The following is a 23,323-nucleotide window of genomic DNA, read 5'->3' on the forward strand; positions in this document are numbered from 1 at the left end:
GGAAGAGCGGCCGCGGGGCCGCTCTTTTTCATACGGAGTCCCTTGCGCGGCACTGCGGCGAGGCGGGCGCCGAAGGGAAAGCGCCATGCAGGTTGACGTTACCGGCGGCCGGGATGGCGCCCGGCCCCCCTTCGCGTTGTTCTAGACACATCATGACGTCTCCATGACCAACAACTTGGACAATTTTCATGATTGTCTATGGGCAACGCGAAAGTCTTATGGTAGAACTATCGACTAGCCCGTATCAACAATGAAAAAATCCCATGACTCAGCCTTCCAGCCTTCCTGCTAACGATTTCTCCAGGCTCAAGGTGCTGATTCTCGAAGACCAGCCCTTCCAACGCAACGTCCTGATTGGCGCCCTCAGGCACCTCGGCATCACGGCGATCGAGACCGCCAGCGATGGTGCCGCCGCGCTCGACGCGCTCGAGCACGATCCCGGCAGCTTCGACGTTGCGATCTGCGACCTGCGGATGGAGGGCATGGATGGCATCGAATTCATCCGGCATGCCGTCCGGCGCAAGGTGCCATCCTTCATCGTCACGTCCGCCATCGAAGGCAGCCTGCTCGCCACGGCGGAAGCGGTGGTCCGGAGTTTCGGCACGCGCCTGATCGGCGTGTTGCCCAAGCCCGTCAATCTCGAGCGCCTGAAAGGCATGCTGTCCGATTGCAAGAAAGTCAAGTCGGAGGAAGCCCGGCCGGCAAGAGGCGCCAGCAAGCCGGCCTTTACCGCGGAACAGATTTCCCGCGCGCTTGCCGCCAATGAGTTCATTCCCTACTTCCAGCCCAAGTTCGACCTGGACACCGGCTTGCCGACGAGCGTCGAAATGCTGGCCCGCTGGAACCATCCATCCCAGGGCATCCTTCCGCCTTCCGCCTTCATCCCGGTCATGGAACAGTCGGGCATGATGGATTGGCTGAGCGACTCGCTCCTGCTCCAGTCGCTGCGCTGCCTCGAAGACTGGACGAGCCTGGGATGCGACATCAGCCTGGCCGTCAACATGTCGCCGCTCACGCTGCAGAACACCGACATGCCCAACCATATCAGCTCCCTGCTGCGCAAGCACAAGGTCGAACCCAGGACCATCACCATCGAGGTCACGGAGACCGCCGTTTCGGAAAACGTTTCCGGATTGCTCGAGACACTGACGCGGCTGCGGATGCAGGGCTTCTCGATCTCGGTGGACGACTTCGGCACCGGCTACTCTTCGCTGCTGCAATTGACCGAGATGCCGTTCAATGAAATCAAGATCGACCGCAGCTTCGTGCATGGCGCGACCGAAAACAAGAAGACGGTGGCGATTGCGGAATCGATCGTGCAGCTTGCCAAGAAACTCGACCTGCATACCGTTGCCGAGGGAATCGAGACCCTCGAGGAACTCGAGTTCATCAAGCAGCTGGGCTGCGAAAGCGGGCAAGGCTATTACCTGTCACGGCCGCTGGACAATACCGGCCTGATCACGCTGCTCAAGAACGTCCGCAAACGCTGAGGCGCGGGCCACGCATGCGTATCCCATGGCAAGCGTCGCCTGAAGACGCAGCGGGCCCTGCGGCGCTGGAGGCAACGAAGCCTGAGCAGGAACAGGCGATCATCCGGATCGTGATGGGCATTGGCCTGATCGCCTATTACCTGTTCAATACCTGGTCCTGGCCGCAGCGCGCCGGCCACCTCCTGCTGGTTTCAGATGTCGTCATGACGGCGTGGTTCATGGTCAGCCTTGTCGTGATCGCCTGGATCCGGCTCGGCAAGCCGGTCAGCCGCGCGCGGCGGCTCATCGCCATCACCTCGGACGTCTGCAATACCACGTATTTCTTCCATGCGGTGCCCGAGGTGTCGGCGCCGCTGTACTGCCTTTACCTGTGGTACGTGGTCGGCAACGGTTTCCGCTATGGCGTCAACTACCTCTACTACACGCTGTTCCTCGCGAGCGCCGGCTTCTTCGCGGTGATCACCTTCGAACCCTACTGGAACGACAAGATCAACCTGGGCATTGGCCTGTCCGCCGGCCTGATCGCCATCTCGCTCTACTTCAGCACGCTGGCAAAGCGCCTGCAGAGCGCGCTCAACGCGGCGGAGGCGGCAAACCTCGCCAAGCGGCAATTCGTCTCCTCCATCAGCCATGAAATGCGCACGCCGCTCAATGCCATCATCGGCATGGCCGACCTGATGCGCAGCACCGCGCTCAGCGCCGACCAGGCGGAAATGATGCGCAGCCTCGACAGCGGCTCCAAGATGCTGCTCGCCCTCGTCAACGACGTGCTCGACTTTTCGAAGATCGAGGCCGGCAAGATGACCATCGAGCAGGTGTCCTTCAATCTGCAGGTGCTCGTCGAGGACACCGTCAGGATGTTCAAGTACCAGGCGGCCGAGCGCGGCCTGGCGTTTCAAGTCCAGGTGCAGGACGATACGCCGGCACAGCTCGTCGGCGACCCCGCGCACCTGCGCCAGGTCCTGTCGAACTTCCTGTCGAATGCCATCAAGTTCACGCCCAGCGGCAAGATTCTCCTGAGGATCGAGCCCTTGTCCGTCAAGGAAGAAGACGCAACGCTGCTGTTCACCGTCGAGGACACCGGCATCGGCATTGCCGCCGAAGCGAAGGCACATATCTTCGAGAGCTTCACTCAGGCGGACGCATCGATGACCCGCCGCTACGGCGGCACCGGCCTGGGAACCACGATCGCCAAGCAGCTCGTGGAACTGATGCAAGGCCGCATCGGATTCCGCAGCGAGGAAGGCAAGGGCAGCACATTCTGGTGCGAGCTGCGCTTCCTGCGCCACCACGGCCATCCGGCCGGCGTATCTCCGCTTGCTCCGATGACGGCACAAGCGGCGATGCCGGCAACGACGGTATCGCCGGCACTGGCCGTGCAGGCGTTGCAGACTGAAGCGGAGCCGGTCCAATCGTCAGCAATGCCGCGACGTGTCCTCGTGGTCGATGACAACGCCACCAACCGCGCGGTCATCGCGCGCATGCTCGAGCAATGGGGCCATGTCCCGGTCATGGCGACCTGCGGCGAAGACGCTCTCGATCAGCTGGAAAGCGCACATTTCGACCTTGCCATCCTGGACATGAACATGCCGGACATGTCAGGCATCGAGGTACTCCGGACCTACGATGTCATTCGTCCCCGCGGCACGATGCTGCCGTTCGTGATGCTGACGGCGGATGCATCCAGCATCCTGAACAAGGAAAGCCTCGCCGCAGGATTCGCCGCCTGCCTAAGCAAGCCGATCCAGCCGGATAACCTGAAGAAGCTGATCCTCGAATTGACGCCTGGCGCAGCCAGCGTCGAGCCGAAGGCGCCGGCCCGCGCCGCGATGACAACGCTCTCCGCTGCCATCGACCCGGTCGTTTCCGCTAGCGGCGGCACCTTGATCGATATCGCCGTCCTCAGGCAATTCGACGTGATCTTCCAGGAAACCGGCTTCGCCGACCGCATGATCCAGGATTTCATGTCGGAAGCGCGCTCGCTGATCGAGCGCATCGAAAGCGGACTCGCGTTGCACAGGTCGAACGAGTCCAAGCAGTTGGCCCATGCCCTGAAGGGCTCGGCCCTGAGCATCGGCGCGATCGGGCTGCGCCAGCTCTGCGAACGTTTCGACGCCATCCCGGCAAGCCAGCTCGAGTTCGCAGGACGGAACGTCACCCATGAGATGCGTCTTTGTCTGGACGCAACCTACCAAGCCTTGCTCGTTCATCGGCAAGGCACATCCGCCGCCACCCCGGCGGCATCCATTTAATCCCGCTCAATCAACGATGTCTTTTTTCATTCACCTGCTCGAAACCACCGATCAAAGCCGCCGCGACATGGAAGCCCTGCCCAAGGTGCAGGACATGCTCAACGGCCGCATGTCGCAAGAAACCTACCTCGACTTCCTGCGCGACCTGTACCACATCGTCTGGCATTTCTGTCCCATCATGGCCGCCGCGGCCAGCCGGTGCGACGATGCCTACCTCGACGTCCGCCTGCACCTCTACCACAACATCGATGAGGAAAAGGGACACGAGAACATGGTGCTGGACGACCTCGTCCACTTCGGCGCCGATCCCGATGCCATCCGGGCTTCGCGTCCCTCCTACAGCGCGCAGGCGATGATCGCCTACAACTACTATGCCAGCGAACGTATCCATCCCTGCTGCGTGCTCGGCATGCTCTACGTCCTGGAAGTGATTTCCTCGGTCTATGGCGGACAGGTGGCCTCGTCCATCGCCGCCGGCCTCGAGCGGCAGCTGCCGCAGGGCTTTTCGTTCCTGGAAAGCCACGCGTCGATGGACCTGGACCACATGGCCCGGCTGAACGCGCTGCTGCAAAAGATCGACGACAGGCGCGTCCAGCAGGTGGTGATCGATGCCATCAACATGAACTTCTACCTGTTCAGCCAGTTCTTGTCCGCCTGATCCGACCGGCCATCGGGAATTCGCCGGCAGGATAGCCTGTTGGCAAGCTTTCATTTACATTAGTCCTGTTCAACGAAGTTAATTTCAGAAGGACTGATAAAAAATGAATGCATTTACGGACATCAAACATCTTGGCAACGTGCGTCACCCGATCGGCAAGCCCTACCGCCAACTGGCGGTGGAATACGACCGCGAGACGCGCTCCGTATGGACCTATCTCCAGCCCCAGGGCACGCCTTGCTTCAACCTCGGCCTGCTTGGGGAGCTGATCGACAACCACCGCACGCTCGCGGCCAACGGCGGCAAGGTTCTCTGCAACGGCAACCTCGAACCCGTCGACTACATCATCGGCGGATCCCGCACGCCCCATGTATTCAATTACGGGGGCGACCTCGCGCTGTTTGTCCTGCTCATCAAGTCGCGCGACCGCGAGGCGCTCCTGCATTACGCGAAACAGTGCATCGATTGCCTGCATGGCCGCCTGCTTTCCTATGAAACGAACGCGATCACGATCTCCCTCGTGCAGGGAGAAGCGCTGGGTGGCGGCTTCGAGTCGGCGCTGAGCAGCCACGTGATCGTGGCGGAGCAGTCCAGCCGCATGGGATTTCCGGAAATCCTATTCAACCTGTTCCCGGGCATGGGCGCCTACAGCCTCGTGTCACGACGCATCGGCGCGCGCGCGGCGGAGGAGATGATCTCCAGCGGGAAGATTTATTCCGCGACCGAACTGCATGAAATGGGTCTCGTGGATGTGCTCGCCGCGGATGGACAGGGCGAGAACGCGGTGTACGACTTCATCCGCAAGAACGAACGCCGCCGCAACGGACTGCGTGCGATGTATGAGTGCCGCCGGCATACCACGCCGATCAGTTACGATGAACTGATGGGCATCACTGAAGCTTGGGTCGATGCCGCGCTCAGGCTCGATGACAGGGACTTGAAGATGATGGGAAGGCTGGTCCGCTCGCAGCAGAAGCAGCTCGCGCTGCGCAAGGCAGGACATGTCGCCGAACCCGGCGGCGAGGCCGTCGAGGATGCCCTGGTCCTGGCGGAGTGACGCACGCGGTCGCCGCTAAAGGGATCGGGAAACGGCCGGCATTCCCGCCGGTCAATCCATGCGCCGGGGATGGGCGAGGAAAAACCGCATCATCTCCGCCGAAGCGTCCGGTCCCTTCGGATCGGTGTATGACCCGGCCTTGCTGCCGCCCGACCAGCTGTGCCCGCTGCCATGAACGACCCAGTGCTCGGCCACCGGCGCGCCCGCGCGGTCATGGAAGATTGCCTTCGTATAAGTCCTTCCTGATTCGGCCTTTCCCTTGACGATGCGGGTGTCGATGCGATCCGGGTCCACATCCGTTCCGAGGCATTGCCGCAGCGCCTGCGCGCCATTTCCCGGATGAACGGTGTGATCCCGGTCGCCATGGAAGACGATGACCGGAATGGCATGGTCGTGGGCAGCCAGCTCCTTGGGGGAACCGTTCTTCATGACGCCGAACGCGGAAGCCACGTCCTTCGCGGCGCCCACCGGAAGCCCGGAATGAATTCCCACGGCCGCAAAGAGATCGGGATATGCCGCTGCAAGGATGCCGGCCATCGCGCCGCCGGCGGATAATCCCGCGACGTACACCCTTGCCGGGTCGATGTCGTACTCTTGCATGATGTGGCGCGTCATGCCCGCTAGGATCGCAGGCTCGCCGCCAGCCCGGCGCTGGCTCTTGCGCTCGAACCAGTTCCAGCAGTTCGAGCCATTGGCATTCTGGCTCTGGGCCGGGTAAAGCACGAGCGCGCCGTGTTCATCCGCGAGGCGGTTCATCCCGGTGCCGGCGGCGAAATCGTCAGGATCCTGCTTGCATCCATGGAGCATCACGATCAGGGGACGCTTGGCAGGGGTCTCGGTGCCGGATGACGCTGGAACATACAAGCGATAGGCCCGCGTTCCGCTTTTTTCCGACCAGGAACCGGACAGGAATTGGCCCTGCTGACTCGCCGGACCAGATTGCCTGCCTTGCGGTTCATGGACCACCGCGTCCTCTACGGTGCGATCCAACATGGATTCCGTCCAGGGCTTGCCTGCCGCACGCCCGCTTTCCGCCTGATGCGCGGGAGCGCGCGGCGTGCCTGTTTCCGCATCTTGCCCGCTCAGCGCGCGCTGGATCGCCTCGGTTGCGGCAATGGGTCCGGCGGTGCGCAGCAATGCGGTTGCCTCGCGCATCCGCGCGAGAAAATCTTCATTCAGTTTCATGTCGAGCTTTCTATGAAAGGTGCCTGGCGGAATTCCGACGGCAAGGCGCGTCGGTCCGGGTCGCATTGGCTTGCGACAAGTCCATGCGGCGATCCGGCAATCGCCAGGCGCAAAAAATCAGTGTATTCGCGGGCCAAGCGCCGCCTTGACCGCCGGGCTTGCATGCAGCACGCCCAGCACGCTGATGGAACCGATTGCCTCCATGGCAAGTTCCGGCGTCACGTCTGGATCGATGCTGGCCATGCCCAGCACCTGTATGTGGAGTTGTTCGCCTGCCGTCCGCGCGGCTTCGAGTTCGGCGCGGGACACCTGCTGCAATCCGAGGACGAGCCGCTTGCGGCTGACGGTCTCCTTGATCACGTCGACGTGGGTGGCAAGCTCGTTGCGGATGGCGGTGCGGATCAGGTCGGTTCGGTTGGAATAAAAGCCTTCCTGCACCAGCAAATCGATCTTTCCCAGGTCCACTGGACCGAGATTGATGGTGATCTTTTCAGTGTCGCCAGGTTTGATACGCGTTTCCTGCAGGTTCACGGTATGCCCTCTCCAAATCTCGGACAGGGCATTCCCCATCCACTTACCATCCGACTGGATGGTATTGGGAAGGTTCCGTGATCAGCGAATGAAAATTGCTTGCCGTTTCGCTAACCGAGGTATTCCGACGTGATGTTAGTCCGTGAACCTTGTTCCCGTTTGGCAAGAGTGGCCATCTTGAGAAAATTTTCCGTCTTGACGGAGGTATCGTACTCACGCGACGCCAAGGCGAGCCTCGTCCGCACGCTCGCGCCAGCAATGTCGACATACACCACCCCTTCGGCCTGGATCTGGCTCACCGAAGCCGGCACGATCGAAATGCCGAATTCCGCCGACACCAGGCTAACCACCGAAGAGAGCTGCGGCGCCTGCTGCCCGAGGGCCGGCTCGAATCCCGCCTGCCTGCACGCCGACATGATTTCGTCATGCAGCGTCGGGCTCGTCCGCCTCGGGATGAGAACGAAGGATTCGCCGGCGAGCGCCGACAGGGGAAGCCGCTTGCGCTTTGCCAGGGGATGCTTGATGGGCAACACGATCTTCATCTGCTCATCGGCGATCTGGTAGAGAGTCACTCCCGCGAAGGAATGCGTTCCGGGACGCAGGAAGGCGAGATCGAGCCGCCCCTCGTCGAGCTGCGCGAGAAGCTGGGGCGTGTTGCCCTCCATCAGGGTCAGCCCCACGCCAGGATAGGCATTCCGGAAGGCGCGGATCATCGCCGGGACCACCGGGTTGAATGCGGAGGAAGCGGTAAAGCCGAGGCTGAGCTGTCCCGCTTCTCCGCGTCCTGCACGCTGGGCGTGCAGGACGGCATTCTGTGCGTCGTCGAGCAGGCGCCGCGCGTCGACGAGCAATGCCTCGCCCGCTTCGGTCAGCGTGACGCCGTGTCCGGTGCGCCGGAAAAGCTGCACGCCCATCTCGCGCTCGAGCGCCAGGATCTGCTGACTGAGTGGCGGCTGGCCAATGCCGAGTTTCTCCGCCGCACGGGTAACGTTCCCCTCTTGGGCAACGGCCATGAAGTATCTGAGATGACGCAGTTCCATCGCGGTATATGTAAAACGTCTTTCCGGAAGATGATCAAGATATTGGACAGTATAACGCTAAGGCCTCAAAATATCGAAGCTGAGAAAAACCCGTCAGGCGCTGTTTTCCGGAACGACGCGGCAGGCTGCCCCGGGCAGGGATTTTCGACATGATCAATCACGAGAGAGAAGAGTCAATGAGGTATTACCATGTCTGAAGCCGTAAAGAAGCCACGACGGCAATTCAATGTGATGACGTTTTCGCAGGTGGGCAACTACCGCCTGCCGCTGCCGGCCTACGTCTCCATCCTGCATCGCGTCAGCGGCGCGGCCATGTTCTTCCTGCTGCCCTTCACCCTCTACCTGCTCGACAAGAGCCTCACCTCCGAGATCTCCTTCGACGCCCTGCGCGGCTTCACCGCCAACTGGTTCGTCAAGCTCGTCATCCTCGGCCTGGTCTGGTCCTACTTGCACCACTTCTGCGCCGGCGTGCGCCACCTCTTCCTCGACATGCACATGGGCATGGACAAGGTCTCCGGCAAGCAGACCTCCGCCGCCGTGTTCGCCGTCAGCCTGCCGCTGACCCTGCTGGTGGCCCTCAAACTGTTCGGAGTCTTCTGATGGAACACGGTATCGCCAAGGACATCGCCGGCAACAACATCGGCCCCAAGCGCCTCGTCGTCGGCGCCCATTACGGCGTGCGCGACTGGCTCGCCCAGCGCGCAACTGCCATCGTCATGGCCCTGTACACCGTGCTGCTGCTGGTGTCCTACCTCACCAGCGACGGCAGCGCCGGCTTCTACAACGCCTGGGCCACCATCTTCGCCCGCCAGTGGTTCAAGATCGCCACCTTCGTCACCTTCCTGGGCCTGCTCTACCACGCCTGGGTCGGCATGCGCGACATCTGGATGGACTACGTCACCAAGTCCGTCGCCCTGCGCCTGGCATTTCACCTGGCCACCATCGCGTGGCTCATCGGCTGCGCCGGCTGGGCCGCGCAGATCATCTGGAGACCGTAAATCGTGGCAGCCATCAAGCAATCCCTTCCCGTTCGCCGTTTTGACGCCGTCATCGTCGGCGCCGGCGGTTCCGGCATGCGCGCGTCGCTGCAGCTGGCCGAGGCCGGCCTGAACGTGGCCGTGCTTTCCAAGGTCTTTCCGACTCGCTCGCACACCGTGGCCGCGCAGGGCGGCATCGGCGCCTCGCTGGGCAACATGACCGAGGACAACTGGTACTGGCACATGTTCGACACCGTCAAGGGCTCGGACTACCTGGGCGACCAGGACGCCATCGAGTTCATGTGCCGCGAAGCGCCCAAGGTCGTCTACGAGCTCGAGCACTTCGGCATGCCGTTCGACCGCAATCCCGACGGCACCATCTACCAGCGCCCGTTCGGCGGCCATACCGCCAACTTCGGCGAGAAGCCGGTGCAGCGCGCCTGCGCCGCGGCCGACCGCACCGGCCATGCGCTGCTGCACACGCTGTACCAGCGCAACGTGCGCGCCAAGACCCACTTCTTCGTCGAGTGGATGGCGATCGACCTCATCCGTGATGTGGATGGCGACGTACTGGGCGTGGTGGCGCTGGAGATGGAAACCGGCGACGTGATGATCCTCGAAGCCAAGACCACGCTGTTCGCCACCGGCGGCGCGGGCCGCATCTTCGCCGCCTCGACCAACGCCTTCATCAACACCGGCGACGGCATGGGCATGGCCGCGCGCGCGGGCCTGCCGCTGGAAGACATGGAGTTCTGGCAGTTCCATCCCACCGGCGTGTCCGGTGCGGGCGTGCTGATCACCGAGGGCGTGCGCGGCGAGGGCGGCATCCTGATCAACGCCAACGGCGAGCGCTTCATGGAGCGCTATGCGCCCACGCTGAAGGACTTGGCGCCGCGCGACTTCGTGTCGCGCTCGATGGACCAGGAGATCAAGGAAGGCCGCGGCTGCGGTCCGAACAAGGACCACGTGCTGCTGGACCTGCGCCACATCGGCGCCGACACCATCAAGAAGCGCCTGCCGTCGATTCTCGAGATCGGCCACAAGTTCGCCAACGTCGACGCCACCAAGGAACCGATTCCCGTCGTGCCGACGATTCACTACCAGATGGGCGGCATTCCGACCAACATCAACGGCCAGGTGGTCGCGCCGAAGAACGGCAACCCCAACGAGGTCGTCAATGGCATGTACGCCATCGGCGAATGCGCCTGCGTATCGGTGCACGGCGCCAACCGCCTGGGCACGAACTCGCTGCTGGACCTGGTGGTGTTCGGCCGCGCTGCCGGCAACCACATCGTGGCCTCGAACCTGAAGCAGAAGCTGCACAAGCCGCTGCCGGCGGGCGCGGCGGACATGGCGATGGAGCGCCTGGCGCGGCTGGAGACGAGCACCGGCTCCGAGCGGGTGCAGGACGTGGCCAACGCGATCCGCAGCACGATGCAGCAGTACTGCGGCGTGTTCCGCACCGACGAGCTGCTGCAGACCGGCGTGCAGAAGATCCTCGAACTGGATGAGCGGCGCAAGCATGTGTCGTTCAAGGACAAGTCCAAGGTGTTCAACACGGCGCGGGTGGAAGCGCTGGAGCTGGACAACCTGATTGAGACGGCCAAGGCGACCATCATCTCGGCGGCGGCACGCAAGGAAAGCCGTGGCGCGCATGCGCACCGGGATTACGAGAAGCGCGACGACGAGAACTGGATGAAGCATTCGCTGTTCTACTCGGAAGGCAACCGCCTGGACTACAAGCCGGTCAACACCAAGCCGTTGACGGTGGAGACGTTCAAGCCCAAGGCGCGTACGTTCTAAGGCGCGTTCCAAGACAGCAGACAAGCAAAGCAAAGGTAAAAGAGCATGGCTCGCACCCTCAAATTTCAGATTTACCGGTATGACCCGGACAAGGACGCCAAGCCGTACATGCAGGACCTGACGGTGACGCTGCAGGACACGGACAAGATGCTGCTGGACGCATTGCAGCGCATCAAGGCCGACGTGGACGATTCGCTGGCGCTGCGGCGCTCGTGCCGCGAAGGCGTGTGCGGTTCGGACGCGATGAACATCAACGGCAAGAACGGGCTGGCGTGCACGACCAACCTCAACGAGCTGACCGAGCCGATCGTGCTGCGGCCGCTGCCGGGGCTGCCGGTGATCCGCGACCTGATCGTGGACATGACGCAGTTCTTCAAGCAGTACCACTCGATCAAGCCGTACCTGATCAACGAGACGATCCCGCCGGAGAAGGAGCGGCTGCAGTCGCCGGAAGAGCGCGAGGAGCTCGACGGGCTGTACGAGTGCATCCTGTGCGCGTGCTGCTCGACGTCCTGCCCGTCGTTCTGGTGGAACCCGGACAAGTTCGTGGGACCGGCCGGCTTGCTGCAGGCGTACCGGTTCATTGCCGACAGCCGCGACCAGGCCACCGGCGAGCGGCTGGACAACCTGGAAGACCCGTACCGGCTGTTCCGCTGCCACACGATCATGAACTGCGTGGACGTGTGCCCGAAGGGACTGAACCCGGCGCGCGCCATCGGCAAGATCAAGGAACTGATGGTCCGCCGTTCCGTGTAAAGGTCCGGTCAAACGCGTCACCACCGTTCTGGTATCCTCGCCTCATCTCATGCCGGCCACGCCGGCATGCTTTCATCTGGAAAGGACGGGTTGAGGAATGAAGATTGCGGTTCTTGGCGCGGGCGCATTGGGCGGTTACTTCGGCGGCAGGTTGCTGCAGGCCGGGCGGGACGTGCAGTTCCTCGTCCGCCCCGCACGCGCGGCACTTCTCAGGCAGAACGGCCTGGTGATCCATAGCCCATGCGGCGATGTGAAGCTGGACAACCCGCCCACCCTGACGGCGGAGCAACTGAAGGACGCGCCCGCCCCGGCTGATCTGGTGCTGCTGAGCTGCAAGGCCTACGACCTCGACTCGGCGATGGATGCCATTGCTCCGGTCGTCGGCCCGCGCACCATCATCCTTCCCATGCTCAACGGCATGCGCCACATCGAGTTGCTCTCCGAGCGCTTCGGCAAGGACAAGGTCATTGGCGGACTCTGCCTGATCTCCGCCGCCCTCGACCCACAAGGCGAAATCCATCAATTCAACGAAATGCACGACCTGGTCTTCGGCGCTCTCGATGCCTCGCAGACCGATGCCGTGCATGACATCAAGCTTGCGCTCGACGGCGCCGGCTTCCGCGCGGTGGAATCGTCAGACGTCCTTCAGCGCATGTGGGAAAAGTGGGTCTTCATCGCATCCCTCGCCTCGCTGACCACCCTGTTCCGTGCGCCCGTCGGCGAGATCGTTGCCGCTGGCGGCACGTCCATCAGCGAAGCGGTATATGACCAATGCGCCGCCATCGCCGCTCACCATGGCCATGCTCCACGCGCCGCCGCAGTCGAACAGGGCAAGCGCTTTCTCACCACGCCGGGCTCCACGATTACCGCATCGATGTGCAAGGACATGCTCAATGGCACCCGGACGGAAGCGGAACACATCATCGGCGCGCTGCTCGCGCGTCGACCAGCGGATGGCGATGCGCTGGGCCGGTCTTCACTTCTGGAGGCGGCGCTCGTGAATTTGAGGGTTGCGGAGGCGCGCCGGTTGATGAAGGAATCGGGCGGTCAGGCTTGACGTTTGCGGGATTGCTTGGGCGAGGAAGTGTGTCCTGTCATTCCTGCGGCACCGTACTGCCTTGCAGGGCGATGCCTTGCGAAACCTTTGCTCCATCCCCGCTTGCGCGGAGATGACAGGTAGTCGCGCTGTGACGGGCACGATGCCGAAGGCGAGCCTGCGCTGTCCCTCCTGACGTCGCCGAAAGGGAGGGCGGCAGGGGTCGCTTTTCTTTGGTTCGTTTCGTGGGGCCCGCCTACGTCGAGTCCAAAGAAATGAACTGGCCCGCCGGAGCCAGTCTCGGCACCGCCCCATGGAGTGGGAACCCCACCGGGTCACCGGAGAGCCAACGCCCCGAAGCTCCGACATTCAAACCACCCACCTCTCCCCAGCGTTATACTGTACGCATACACATGCTTTGAACCCAAAATCCACCGCTTCCCTGTCGCTCCCCCGCCAGGCAAGCCCCCTATCAACCTCGCCCACCGCTGATCACCAAACGCTTCCCCACCCGCGATTATTTTCAAGCAACATGCCCCAGGTTCTCGACAACCCGCTCTACTACCTCGACAACTTCGACCGGGTAATCGCCTGGGTAGGCACCCGCTACGCGCACCTGCTCGACGACCTCGAACGCCAAACCCTCGGGCACATCGCCGGCCTGCCTCAACCCTCACGCGCCCTGCTGGTACGCATGATCATGCGCAAGGGTCCTTATTTCCGTGAAAGCAAGCTGGCTTACGACGAGATCGGCTGCACCCGGTCAGCGGTTGCTCCCCTGGTGAAGCACGGCTGGGTCGATGATCGCCCGCCGCTGGACATGGATGGGTTGTTCACTCTCCTGACCAAGGCGGAAATCCTGTCCGCCTTCCCATTGGACAATGCCGCCAGGTCGCTGAAGAAGGCCGATCTGCTCGACCTTCTTCGTGCGGCGCGTCCCCAACCAAATCCATTCGACGCCTGGCTGCCCGCGTCGGAGGACCGCGTCTACCAGGTCAGGATCGGCCCGCTGTGCGATCGCCTCAAGCTGCTGTTCTTCGGAAACTGCAGGCAGGACTGGACGGATTTCGTCCTGTCCGACCTCGGCATCTTCCGTTACGAACAGGTCGAGCTGTCGACCGCCTCCCACGCCTTTCAGGCACGCGAGGACGTGGACGTCTATCTTCAACTTCAGGCGCTGCGCGAACGTTACGACGTCGACGGCGATGCGGATGCCATCATGGCGGACATTCCCGCCGACGCGCTCGCCAACCCATGGCTGGAAAGCAGGCGCTCTCGGCTCTTGTTCCAGCTCGGCCAAGGGTATGAGCAGTCGGGACGGTTCGAGGACGCGCTGGCGGTGTATGCACAATGCCGCTACGCGGGCGCGCGCCTGCGCATGATCAGGGTGCTTGAAAAACTTGACCGGACTTGCATGGCGCACGACCTGGCCAGCATCGCGGAACGCGCGCCGGAGAACGAGGCGGAACGCCAGCAACTCGAACGTATCTTGCCAAGGTTGCACCGCAAGCTAGGCTTGCCGAAGCCCGAGGCGCAAGCACGCGGCGAAATCCCGCTGCTTGCCCTTGCGTTGCCCCAGCCTGACGCGCCGTATTCGGTGGAGAGAGTCGTCGCGCGGCATCTTGCGGAAGAGGCATCGCCCGTGCTCTACGTCGAGAACACCCTCATGACTTCGCTGTTCGGCCTGCTGTTCTGGGACGCCATCTTCGCGCCGGTGCCCGGCGCCTTCTTCCACCCTTTCCAGTCCGGCCCCGCCGACCTCTATCACCCGGATTTCCACACGCGCCGCGAACTGGCGCTGGCGGACTGCATGGCGCAACTCGAATCGGACGCCTATGCCGCGACCATCCGCGAGCGTTTTTCCGCCAAGGCGGACCTGCAATCGCCGTTCGTGGTCTGGCCGGTACTCAGCGCCGAACTGATCGACATGGCGTTGTCATGCATTCCCGCCGCCCACCTCAAGTCGATTTTCTCCCGCATCCTGCTCGACCTGAGATCGAACCGCGCGGGATTTCCCGACCTGATCCAGTTCTGGCCGGGCGATAGGCAATACCGGATGATCGAGGTGAAGGCGCCCAACGACCGCCTCCAGGACAACCAGATCCGCTGGATCCAGTACTGCCTCGCGCACGATATCCCGGTCAGCGTATGCCATGTGCAATGGCTCGCGGACGACGGGCACCATGGCGCCGCCGTTTGCGCGGAAAACCCCGATGCCGCGTCGCAGGCGACAGGGCAGGCAACATGACTTACCCGATCGCCGTTCGCACTCTGACCGAATTCACCGCGAAGACGGGCAGCCTCGACCTGCGTTTCACGCCCTCCCCAACCGCGCAGGAAGGCATTGCCGGCCATGCCGTCGTTACCGCCCGCCGGTCGCCCGACTACAAGAAGGAAGTGGCCCTTTCGCTGGAATACAAGCACCTTCTGGTGCGCGGCCGGGCCGATGGATATGACCCCGCCGCCAATCGCATCGAAGAGATCAAGACTTACCGCGGCGACCTCGGCCGCATGCCCGAGAACCACCGGGCGCTGCACTGGGCGCAGGTAAAGGTCTATGGCTGGCTGCTCTGCAAGCAGATGCAACTGCAGGAAGTGACGCTCGCGCTGGTGTATTACGACATCGGCAGCCAGCGGGAAACCGTGCTCGAAGAGCGCTACGGCGCGGAGGCGCTGCAGCAATTCTTCGAAGAACAATGCGAACGGTTTCTCGCCTGGTCGGAACAGGAACTGGCGCACCGCGCCGCGCGCGACGCGATGCTGACGGCCTTGCGCTTTCCGCACGCAGACTTTCGGCCAGGGCAGCGCCACCTCGCGGAATCGGTCTACCGCGCGGCGAGCGCCGGGCGGTGCCTCGTGGCCGAAGCGCCGACCGGCATCGGGAAAACCGTCGGTGCCCTCTTCCCGATGCTCAAGGCCTGTCCGGGCCAGCAGCTCGACAAGGTGTTCTTCCTGACAGCGAAAACCTCGGGGCGCAGCCTTGCGCTCGAAGCAGTCGGCAAGCTGCGCGCCAGCGAGACTGTCTTTCCCTTGCGCGTTCTGGAGATGGTAGCCCGGGACAAGGCGTGCGAACATCCGGACAAGGCCTGCCATGGCGATTCCTGCCAGCTGGCGCAGGGCTTCTATGACAAGCTGCCGCAGGCGCGGGCTGCCGCGCTGAACGTCGTTCCCCTCGACCGGCAGGCGCTTCGCGCCGTCGCCCTCGACCACGCGGTGTGTCCCTATTACCTCAGCCAGGAATTGGTACGATGGTCCGATGTCGTGGTGGGCGATTTCAATTATTTCTTCGACAGCACCGCGTTGCTTCATGGGCTGTCCGCCATCAATCAATGGCGCACCGGCGTGCTGGTGGATGAAGCGCACAACCTGGTCGAACGCGCCCGGGCGATGTACAGCGCCTCGCTCGTCCAGGAAAGCCTTGCCGCCTTGCGGCGTACCGCTCCGGCCTCGGTCAAGGGAGCTTTGGACAAGCTCAACCGCCAATGGAACGGCTTGCACAAAGAGCAGGACGCATCGTATGCGGTCCAGGAAAGCCTGCCTGCGGCATTCATCCATGCCTTGCAGCAGGCGATCTCGGCAATGACCGAATACATGGCGGACAACCCGGCGCATGCCGATCCCGCTTTCCTCGACTTTTACTTCGACGCCTTGCAATTCTCGCGTCTTGCCGACAGCTTCGACGCGCATTCTCTCTTCGACATCACGCTGCGGCAGCATGGGCGGCGGCGAACTTCCACGCTTTGCCTGCGGAACCTGATTCCCGCGCCCTTCCTGCGCCCGCGCTTCGCACAACCGCATTCGGCCACGCTGTTCTCGGCCACCATGAACCCATGGAATTTCTACCATGACATGCTGGGCCTTCCTGACAACACCGCGTACATCGAGGTCGAGTCGCCGTTCACGCCGGATCAGCTGCAGGTCCACATCCTCGACAAGGTATCGACGCGCTATCACGACCGTGCCCGCTCGCTGTCCGACATCGTTGCCGTCATGGGAAAGCAGTTCAGGGCCAGGCCCGGAAACTATCTCGCCTTCTTCAGCAGCTTCGACTACCTCCAGCAAGTGCTGGCGGAGTTCCGCTCGCGTCACCCCGACATCACGGCATGGGAACAGACGCGGCGGATGGAAGAAGCGGAACGCGATGCCTTCATCGGTCGCTTTACCGCCGGGGGCCAGGGCATCGGGTTCGCGGTCCTGGGCGGCGTCTTCGGCGAAGGCATCGACCTGCCGGGCGACCGGCTGATCGGCGCCTTCATCGCGACGCTGGGTCTCCCCCAGCTCAATCCGGTCAACGAACGCTTGCGTGAACGCATGCAGGCCTCCTTCGGCGCCGGCTATGATTACGCCTACCTGTTTCCCGGGATGCAGAAGGTGGTCCAGGCGGCAGGCCGCGTCATTCGCACGCCTTCCGACCATGGCGTCGTTTACCTGATGGATGACAGGTTCGCCCGCGCCGAGGTGCGGCGCCTGCTGCCGGCATGGTGGCAGGCGGGACGGGGACCGGATTCGAATTAGCAGGATGGCAAGGCTTCGCGGTCCGCCTTCCAGCCAGTCATTGCCGCCCGCTCGCTGCCTTTCCATGAACCGGATCACCCGGCGATCCGCTTGCAAACATGAATGAACTGCAATATAAGTGGCGTCTGACCAGCCCGGCACCTGATTGGTGCAGGTACCGACTGCAAGCGAAAACGAGCTCATGACCTCCCTGCTATCGCGTTCAATGATCGATATCAGCATCGCGCTGATCTGTGCCATCATTTTCGCCATCGACGCGGTGACGCCGGTCGGCGTCGCGGTCTGGGTGTTCTACCTGGTGCCGGTCGTCCTGTGCATCAGGCAGGACAACCCGCGCCTGCCCTACCTCATCGCCACCGTCGCCACGGTGCTGATCATTGCCGGCTACTTCGTGTCTCCCGCGGGACTCTCGCCCATCATCGGCATGGTCAATCGCGGACTCGGCACCATGATCCTCATCGTGGCAGCCTACCTGGTCAACGTGGTGGTCGAGGACCGTCATCGGCTTGCCCATACCTTGTGGCTGGAACAGGGCCGGTCGGCCGTGTCGCGCAGCATGATCGGCGACAGGACGATCAACGAACTGGCCAGGATGATGCTGCATGCGCTTGCCACGCACATCAACGCACAGGTGGGCATCCTGTATCGCCTCGACGGGCAGATGCTGGTGCCGGCAGGCACGTTCGCCACGGAAGCCGGGGTCGAGAAGATGGATCCCATTGCCCTTGGGCAGGGCATTGCCGGCGAGGCAGCGCTGACCGGCGAAGCTGTCGTGCTGCATGACGTCCCGCCCGGCTACCTGCGCATCACCTCGGCGATGGGCGAGGCGGAACCCCGCCACGTGCTGGTATTTCCCGTGTTTGCCGAAAACCGCGTCACGGGCATCGTCGAATTCGGGTTCCTTCGCGAGGATGGCGACCTGAGCAAGGAAAAGGAGCTCGCCGAACTCGTCGCCGACAAGTTCGGCCTGGCGCTGCGTTCGGCGCTATATCGCGAGCACCTTCAGGAAGTGCTGGAAGAAACGCGCCGTCAAAGCGAGGAGCTGCAGACGCAGCAGGAAGAACTGCGCGTCACCAACGAAGAATTGCACGAGCAGAGCCGGTTGCTGCAGGAATCGCAGGCAACGCTCGAGACGCAACAGAACGAACTGGAGGAAGCAAACGTCATGCTGGCCGAGCGTAGCCAGCTGCTCGAGCGCCAGAAGGCCGACCTGCAAGCCGCAACGGTGGAGCTGACACGCTCCAACCAGTACAAGAGCGAGTTCCTGGCGAACATGTCGCACGAATTGCGCACGCCATTGAACAGTTCGCTGATCCTCTCGCACATGCTGGCGGAAAACAAGCCCGGCAACCTGAACCAGGACCAGGTCCGCTACGCGCGGACCATTCATTCCGCCAACCAGGACCTCCTTACCTTGATCAACGACATTCTCGACCTGTCCAAGATCGAGGCGGGCCAGGTCGAAGTGCAGAACGAACAGGTAACGGTCGACGAACTCGCAGCCGGCATGCGGCTGATGTTCGAGCCGGTCGCAATGCAACGGCGGCTCGGCTTCGACGTCGTCGTTCACGATGGCGCTCCGGCGAGCATCGTCACGGATGCGCAGCGCCTCCAGCAGGTACTGAAGAACCTGCTCTCGAATGCGTTCAAGTTCACGCATGCCGGCCAGGTCCGGCTGGACATTGCCCGCGCCAGTGAGCAGACCGTTGCCTTTTCGGTGACGGACAGCGGAATCGGCATCGCGCCGGACAAGCAGGAAATCATCTTCGAAGCTTTCCGCCAGGCCGACGGCAGCACCGACCGGACCTATGGCGGGACCGGCCTTGGCCTGTCGATTTCACGCGAACTGGCCAGCCTCCTCGGCGGCCGCATCCGTCTGCAGAGCGAACCGGGCCGCGGCAGCGTGTTCACGCTTGAGCTTCCGGCCGAACCTGGGCAAAGACGCACCCAGCCCCGTTCCAGCCAGCCGGAACGCGCCCCTGCGCCACCGCGCGCAGCCGGCTGGCCCGGCGTGGCGCAACAGCCGCGCCAACCAATGCAAGCCGTACCGCCGCCGCGGGAAAGCGGCGCGTCATCCGCTCCGGCGCCAGATGCAGAAACCGATGCCGCGACCGATGCGGCAAGCCGGTTTGGCCGGATGATCCTGATTGTCGAGGACGATGAGAAATTCGCACAGGTATTGTGCGAACTCGTGCGCGACATGGGCTTCGATTGCATGCATGCCGCGACGGCCGGCGATGCCATCCACTTCACGGAAACACGCAAGCCGGATGCGGTGCTGCTCGACGTCGGCCTGCCCGACCAGTCAGGGCTGAGCGTGCTGGCGAGGCTGAAGCGCCAGCCTTCCACACGGCACATTCCCGTGCACATCATTTCCGTCGGCGATTATCAGCAGACGGCGCTGGAGCTTGGCGCAATCGGATACGCGATCAAGCCGGCCGCCAGGGAAGAAATTGCGAACGCCATCCGCAAGATCGAGGGAAGGCTGGCGCGGCGCGTCAATCGCCTCCTGATCGTGGAGGACGATGCCACGCTGGCGGACGGGATGCGCGACATGCTCAAGGGCGAAAACACCGTGATCACGCTTGCCCGCAGCGCGACGCAGGCGCTCGAGCGCCTGGCGGAGGAAACCTTCGACTGCATGGTGATGGACCTCGGCCTGCCCGACCACTCCGGCTATGAACTGCTGGACAAGATGACCCGCAGCGGAAAGTATTCCTTTCCCCCCGTCATCGTCTACACCGGCCGGGTGCTGACCCGGGAAGAGGAAGACCGGTTGCGGCAGTACGCGCAGTCGATCATCATCAAGGGCGCGAAGTCGCCGGAACGCCTGCTGGACGAGGTCTCGCTCTTCCTGCACAGGATGGAAGAAAACATGCCCGCCAGCCAGCAAGGTGCGGCGGGACAGCCAAGACCCCGGGATGCCGCATTCGAAGGCCGCGACATCCTGATCGTGGAGGACGACGTGCGCAACATCTTCGCCCTGACCAGCCTGCTCGAACCCCTTGGCGCGAAGCTGCACATCGCCCGCAACGGCAAGGAAGCGCTGCGCCGCCTGGAGGGCGGTGAACGCATCGATCTCGTGCTGATGGACCTGATGATGCCGGAAATGGACGGCTTGACGGCAATGCGCGAAATCCGGAAACAGGCGAGGTTCCGGAATCTTCCCATCATCGCCCTGACCGCCAAGGCCATGGCCAACGACAGGAAGGAGAGCCTCGACGCCGGCGCCAGCGATTACATCGCCAAGCCCATCGACGTCGACAGGCTGGTCGCGCTGTGCAAGATATGGCTGCCTGCCTGAACCGAAACGAGAGCGGACCTTCCCATGATCGATCCGGATTTCGACATCGAACTCAAGCTGCTGCTTGAAGGCGTCTACCTAAAATACCAGCAGGACTTCCGTCAGTACAGCGTTGCCTCGATGCGCCGCAGGATGCGCGCGGCCGTGGACAGGTTCGATTGCAAGACGCTCTCCCAGCTGCAGGACAGGGTGCTGCATGAGCCTGCCGTGTTCGCGCAGATGCTGCGTTACTTCACCGTGCAGGTCAGCGAAATGTTCCGCGATCCGCCGTACTTCAAGGCGATCCGGGAACTGGTCATCCCCGAGCTGCAGACCCATCCCACGTTCAAGATCTGGGTCGCCGGCTGCAGCACCGGCGAGGAAGTCTGGTCGCTTGCCATCCTGCTCGACGAGGAGGGATTGCTCGAACGCGCCCTCATCTATGCCACCGACATCAATCCGGAAGCCTTGAGGAAGGCTGGCGAGGGCATCTACGACCTCGACCGCATCTCCCAGTTTTCCAGCAATTACATCGCTGCCGGAGGAAAGGCATCGTTGTCCGACTATTTCACCATCGCATACGACAAGGCAATCATTCCCCAACGCTTCAAGAGCCAGGTCGTGTTTTCCGATCACAGCCTGTCGACGGACAGCGTGTTCTCGGAAGTCCATTTCGTGTCATGCCGAAATGTGTTGATCTACTTCAATAGGGAATTGCAGAACCGGGCGATCGGTTTGTTTTACGATTCTCTTTCTCACCGCGGAATGCTTGGCCTGGGAAACAAGGAATCTCTGCAGCTGACTTCCTTCGCCGACCGCTTCAAGGAAATTGCCCGCGAGGAGCGGCTGTACCAGCGAACCTGATCAATCTATGCACCGTCAGCACTCCAAGTTTGATGCCGTCGTGATTGGCGCCTCCGCCGGCGGCGTCGAAGCCTTGCTGACGCTTCTGGAAGACTTGCCCGAATCGTTTCCTGCCGCGGTGCTGATCGTTCTCCATCTTCCCGCCGATTGCCGCAGCGTGCTTGCGAGCGTCTTGTCCAATCGCTGCAGCCTGCCGATCAAAGAAGCTCAGGACAAGGAAGACATCGTACCGGGGCGCGGCTATGTCGCGCCTCCCGACTACCACCTGCTGGTCGAACCGGACCGCAGCCTGTCCTTGTCGCAGGACGAAGCGGTGCATTTCAGCCGCCCCTCCATCGATTTGCTGTTCGAATCCGCCGCCTGGGTGTACCGTGAACGTCTGCTGGGCATCGTGCTGACCGGCGCGAACCAGGACGGCAGCGCGGGCCTGAAGGCGATCAGCGAGCATGGCGGAACGACGTGGGTGCAGGAACCGGCCGATGCGCTGGCAACGATCATGCCGCAGGCAGCCATCGATGCGGCGGCGCCGGACAGCGTGCTCACGCTGGAAGCCATGAAGCAGAAACTGAAGCGCCTGGACCGGGCCGAACGATGACGAGCTTAGAACACATGCACGCGGACGACGTCGTGAACCTGCTGGTGGTCGACGACATCCAGTACAACCTCGACGCGATGGAAGCCCTGCTTTCACAGCCGGGCATACGCATCCTGCAGGCCCGTTCCGGAGAAGAGGCGCTCGAGCTGCTCCTGACCCATGAGGTCGCGCTTGCCCTGCTGGACGTCAACATGCCTGGCATGAATGGCTTTGCCCTGGCCGAACTGATGCGGGGTAATTCCAGGACCCGGCACATTCCGCTGATCTTCGTGACGGCGGCTCTGCACGAACCTGGCAGGACCTTCGCCGGCTACCAGAGCGGCGCTGTCGATTTCCTGAACAAGCCCTTTCCCCCGGAAATCCTGCTCAGCAAGGTCAGGATCTTCATCGAGATGTACCGGCAAAAGAAACTGCTGGGGCAAAAGATCGCGGAGTTGCAGGATGCCCTGCACATCAACGAGCTGTTCGTCGCGGTGCTCGGGCATGATCTGCGCACGCCGCTGGCCGCCGCCATTCATGGTGCGGAACTCGTCGAGGTGTTGTCGACCGACGAAAAGATCACTGCCGCGGCGCAACGCATCAAGGCATGCGGCATGCGCATGGAGAGCATGGTGAACCGCTTGCTCGATACCGCCTTGATCCGCTCCGGCCGCCTGGAAATCATGTCCGCACCTGGAAATTACCGCGACGTCGCGGCGGCGGTCATCGAAGAATTCAAGGGCAGCCACCACGGGACCGCGATCGGCTTGTCGGATCAAGGCGACATGGCTGGAGAATTCGATCCGGACCGCATGGCGCAGGTATTGTCCAACCTGATCGGCAACGCCATCAAGCACGGCATCGCTCATGCCCCGGTGACAGTCCGCATTGATGGCATGCGCCACGACCGCATATGCCTGGAAGTATGCAATGCCGGAGAGATTTCGCCGGATCGCGTGGAGGATGTATTCCAGCCGTTTCAGTCAGGCCGGCAAAACCGCACCGCGTCGGCGGGACTGGGGCTGGGGCTGTATATCGTCAAGAGCTTCGTGGAGGCCCACGGCGGCGAGATCACGGTTCGATCTTCCCCGGAAGACGGCACGACGTTCTGCGTCGACATTCCGCGCCGCGTCGCTGGCAGCCTGGCAAGGTAAGAAGGCAGGGGCCAGGCTATAAATACTACAGCTGTAAGTATGCGGAATGAGTGAGACGAAATCGTGTCCAAGCCTTTGTTGATGGAGGGTACGGCCATGGACGAGGTCGCAAGGCAGTATGTCGAGCTGGGCGAAGGCTGGCGGGACG

General features: G+C 62.6%; 18 protein-coding genes. 15 read left to right on the top strand and 3 right to left on the bottom strand.

The window, feature by feature from the left end:
* Window positions 1-263 precede the first annotated feature (263 nt).
* The 4 genes from G3574_RS15955 to G3574_RS15970 all read left to right on the top strand — a co-directional run bounded on the left by G3574_RS15955 (window position 264) and on the right by G3574_RS15970 (window position 5,457).
* Entirely contained in the window at window positions 264-1,490 is a 1,227-nt protein-coding gene (locus tag G3574_RS15955) for an EAL domain-containing response regulator (RefSeq protein WP_163965084.1), read from the top strand.
* A 14-nt stretch (window positions 1,491-1,504) separates the two neighbouring features.
* Complete coding sequence (locus G3574_RS15960; RefSeq protein WP_163965086.1) at window positions 1,505-3,742, top strand: ATP-binding protein; 2,238 nt, start codon at window positions 1,505-1,507, stop codon at window positions 3,740-3,742.
* Window positions 3,743-3,758: 16 nt separating this feature from the next.
* Window positions 3,759-4,400, top strand: coding sequence for a TenA family transcriptional regulator (locus G3574_RS15965; protein WP_163965089.1), 642 nt, complete (start codon window positions 3,759-3,761; stop codon window positions 4,398-4,400).
* Between the two features lie 103 nt (window positions 4,401-4,503).
* On the top strand, window positions 4,504-5,457 hold the full coding sequence (locus tag G3574_RS15970; RefSeq protein WP_163965091.1) for a crotonase/enoyl-CoA hydratase family protein: 954 nt from the start codon (window positions 4,504-4,506) through the stop codon (window positions 5,455-5,457).
* A 51-nt stretch (window positions 5,458-5,508) separates the two neighbouring features.
* Here the strand turns inward: G3574_RS15970 and G3574_RS15975 are convergent, their stop codons facing one another.
* The 3 genes from G3574_RS15975 to G3574_RS15985 form a co-directional block, all read right to left on the bottom strand.
* Window positions 5,509-6,642 (bottom strand): extracellular catalytic domain type 1 short-chain-length polyhydroxyalkanoate depolymerase, encoded by a 1,134-nt coding sequence (locus G3574_RS15975; protein WP_163965095.1) that lies wholly within the window; start codon window positions 6,640-6,642, stop codon window positions 5,509-5,511.
* Window positions 6,643-6,759: 117 nt separating this feature from the next.
* Window positions 6,760-7,212, bottom strand: a complete 453-nt coding sequence (locus G3574_RS15980; RefSeq protein WP_205609809.1) for a CopG family transcriptional regulator — start codon at window positions 7,210-7,212, stop codon at window positions 6,760-6,762.
* Between the two features lie 71 nt (window positions 7,213-7,283).
* Window positions 7,284-8,213: a LysR family transcriptional regulator gene (locus G3574_RS15985; protein ID WP_163965100.1), complete on the bottom strand. Its 930-nt coding sequence runs from the start codon at window positions 8,211-8,213 to the stop codon at window positions 7,284-7,286.
* A gap of 189 nt (window positions 8,214-8,402) precedes the next feature.
* Between G3574_RS15985 and sdhC the strand changes: the two genes are divergently transcribed.
* From sdhC to G3574_RS16040, 11 genes are all read left to right on the top strand, one after another.
* Window positions 8,403-8,813 carry a succinate dehydrogenase, cytochrome b556 subunit gene (sdhC, locus tag G3574_RS15990; protein ID WP_163964859.1) on the top strand — a complete coding sequence of 137 codons (411 nt, stop codon included), beginning with the start codon at window positions 8,403-8,405 and terminating at the stop codon, window positions 8,811-8,813.
* Between the two features lie 23 nt (window positions 8,814-8,836).
* Complete coding sequence (gene sdhD, locus G3574_RS15995; protein ID WP_163964887.1) at window positions 8,837-9,211, top strand: succinate dehydrogenase, hydrophobic membrane anchor protein; 375 nt, start codon at window positions 8,837-8,839, stop codon at window positions 9,209-9,211.
* Between the two features lie 3 nt (window positions 9,212-9,214).
* On the top strand, window positions 9,215-10,993 hold the full coding sequence (gene sdhA, locus G3574_RS16000) for a succinate dehydrogenase flavoprotein subunit (RefSeq protein WP_163964862.1): 1,779 nt from the start codon (window positions 9,215-9,217) through the stop codon (window positions 10,991-10,993).
* Between the two features lie 45 nt (window positions 10,994-11,038).
* The gene (locus G3574_RS16005; RefSeq protein WP_163965103.1) at window positions 11,039-11,749 is read left to right on the top strand and encodes a succinate dehydrogenase iron-sulfur subunit; all 711 of its coding nucleotides are present in this window, start codon (window positions 11,039-11,041) and stop codon (window positions 11,747-11,749) included.
* A 97-nt stretch (window positions 11,750-11,846) separates the two neighbouring features.
* The gene (locus tag G3574_RS16010; protein WP_163965106.1) at window positions 11,847-12,806 is read left to right on the top strand and encodes a ketopantoate reductase family protein; all 960 of its coding nucleotides are present in this window, start codon (window positions 11,847-11,849) and stop codon (window positions 12,804-12,806) included.
* 511 nt (window positions 12,807-13,317) lie between these two features.
* On the top strand, window positions 13,318-15,033 hold the full coding sequence (locus tag G3574_RS16015) for a VRR-NUC domain-containing protein (protein ID WP_163965109.1): 1,716 nt from the start codon (window positions 13,318-13,320) through the stop codon (window positions 15,031-15,033).
* Window positions 15,030-17,300: an ATP-dependent DNA helicase gene (locus tag G3574_RS16020; RefSeq protein ID WP_163965113.1), complete on the top strand. Its 2,271-nt coding sequence runs from the start codon at window positions 15,030-15,032 to the stop codon at window positions 17,298-17,300. Before G3574_RS16015 ends, G3574_RS16020 begins: the two co-directional genes overlap by 4 nt.
* Before the next feature lie 181 nt (window positions 17,301-17,481).
* Window positions 17,482-20,604 carry a response regulator gene (locus G3574_RS16025; protein ID WP_163965115.1) on the top strand — a complete coding sequence of 1,041 codons (3,123 nt, stop codon included), beginning with the start codon at window positions 17,482-17,484 and terminating at the stop codon, window positions 20,602-20,604.
* Between the two features lie 24 nt (window positions 20,605-20,628).
* On the top strand, window positions 20,629-21,447 hold the full coding sequence (locus G3574_RS16030) for a CheR family methyltransferase (RefSeq protein ID WP_163965118.1): 819 nt from the start codon (window positions 20,629-20,631) through the stop codon (window positions 21,445-21,447).
* Between the two features lie 7 nt (window positions 21,448-21,454).
* On the top strand, window positions 21,455-22,042 hold the full coding sequence (locus tag G3574_RS16035) for a chemotaxis protein CheB (protein WP_163965122.1): 588 nt from the start codon (window positions 21,455-21,457) through the stop codon (window positions 22,040-22,042).
* Window positions 22,043-22,056: 14 nt separating this feature from the next.
* Window positions 22,057-23,175 carry a hybrid sensor histidine kinase/response regulator gene (locus G3574_RS16040; RefSeq protein WP_163965125.1) on the top strand — a complete coding sequence of 373 codons (1,119 nt, stop codon included), beginning with the start codon at window positions 22,057-22,059 and terminating at the stop codon, window positions 23,173-23,175.
* Window positions 23,176-23,323: the final 148 nt, after the last annotated feature.

Origin of the sequence: Noviherbaspirillum galbum, assembly GCF_010974945.1 — a bacterium.
Classification (GTDB): Bacteria; Pseudomonadota; Gammaproteobacteria; order Burkholderiales; family Burkholderiaceae_D; genus Noviherbaspirillum; species Noviherbaspirillum galbum.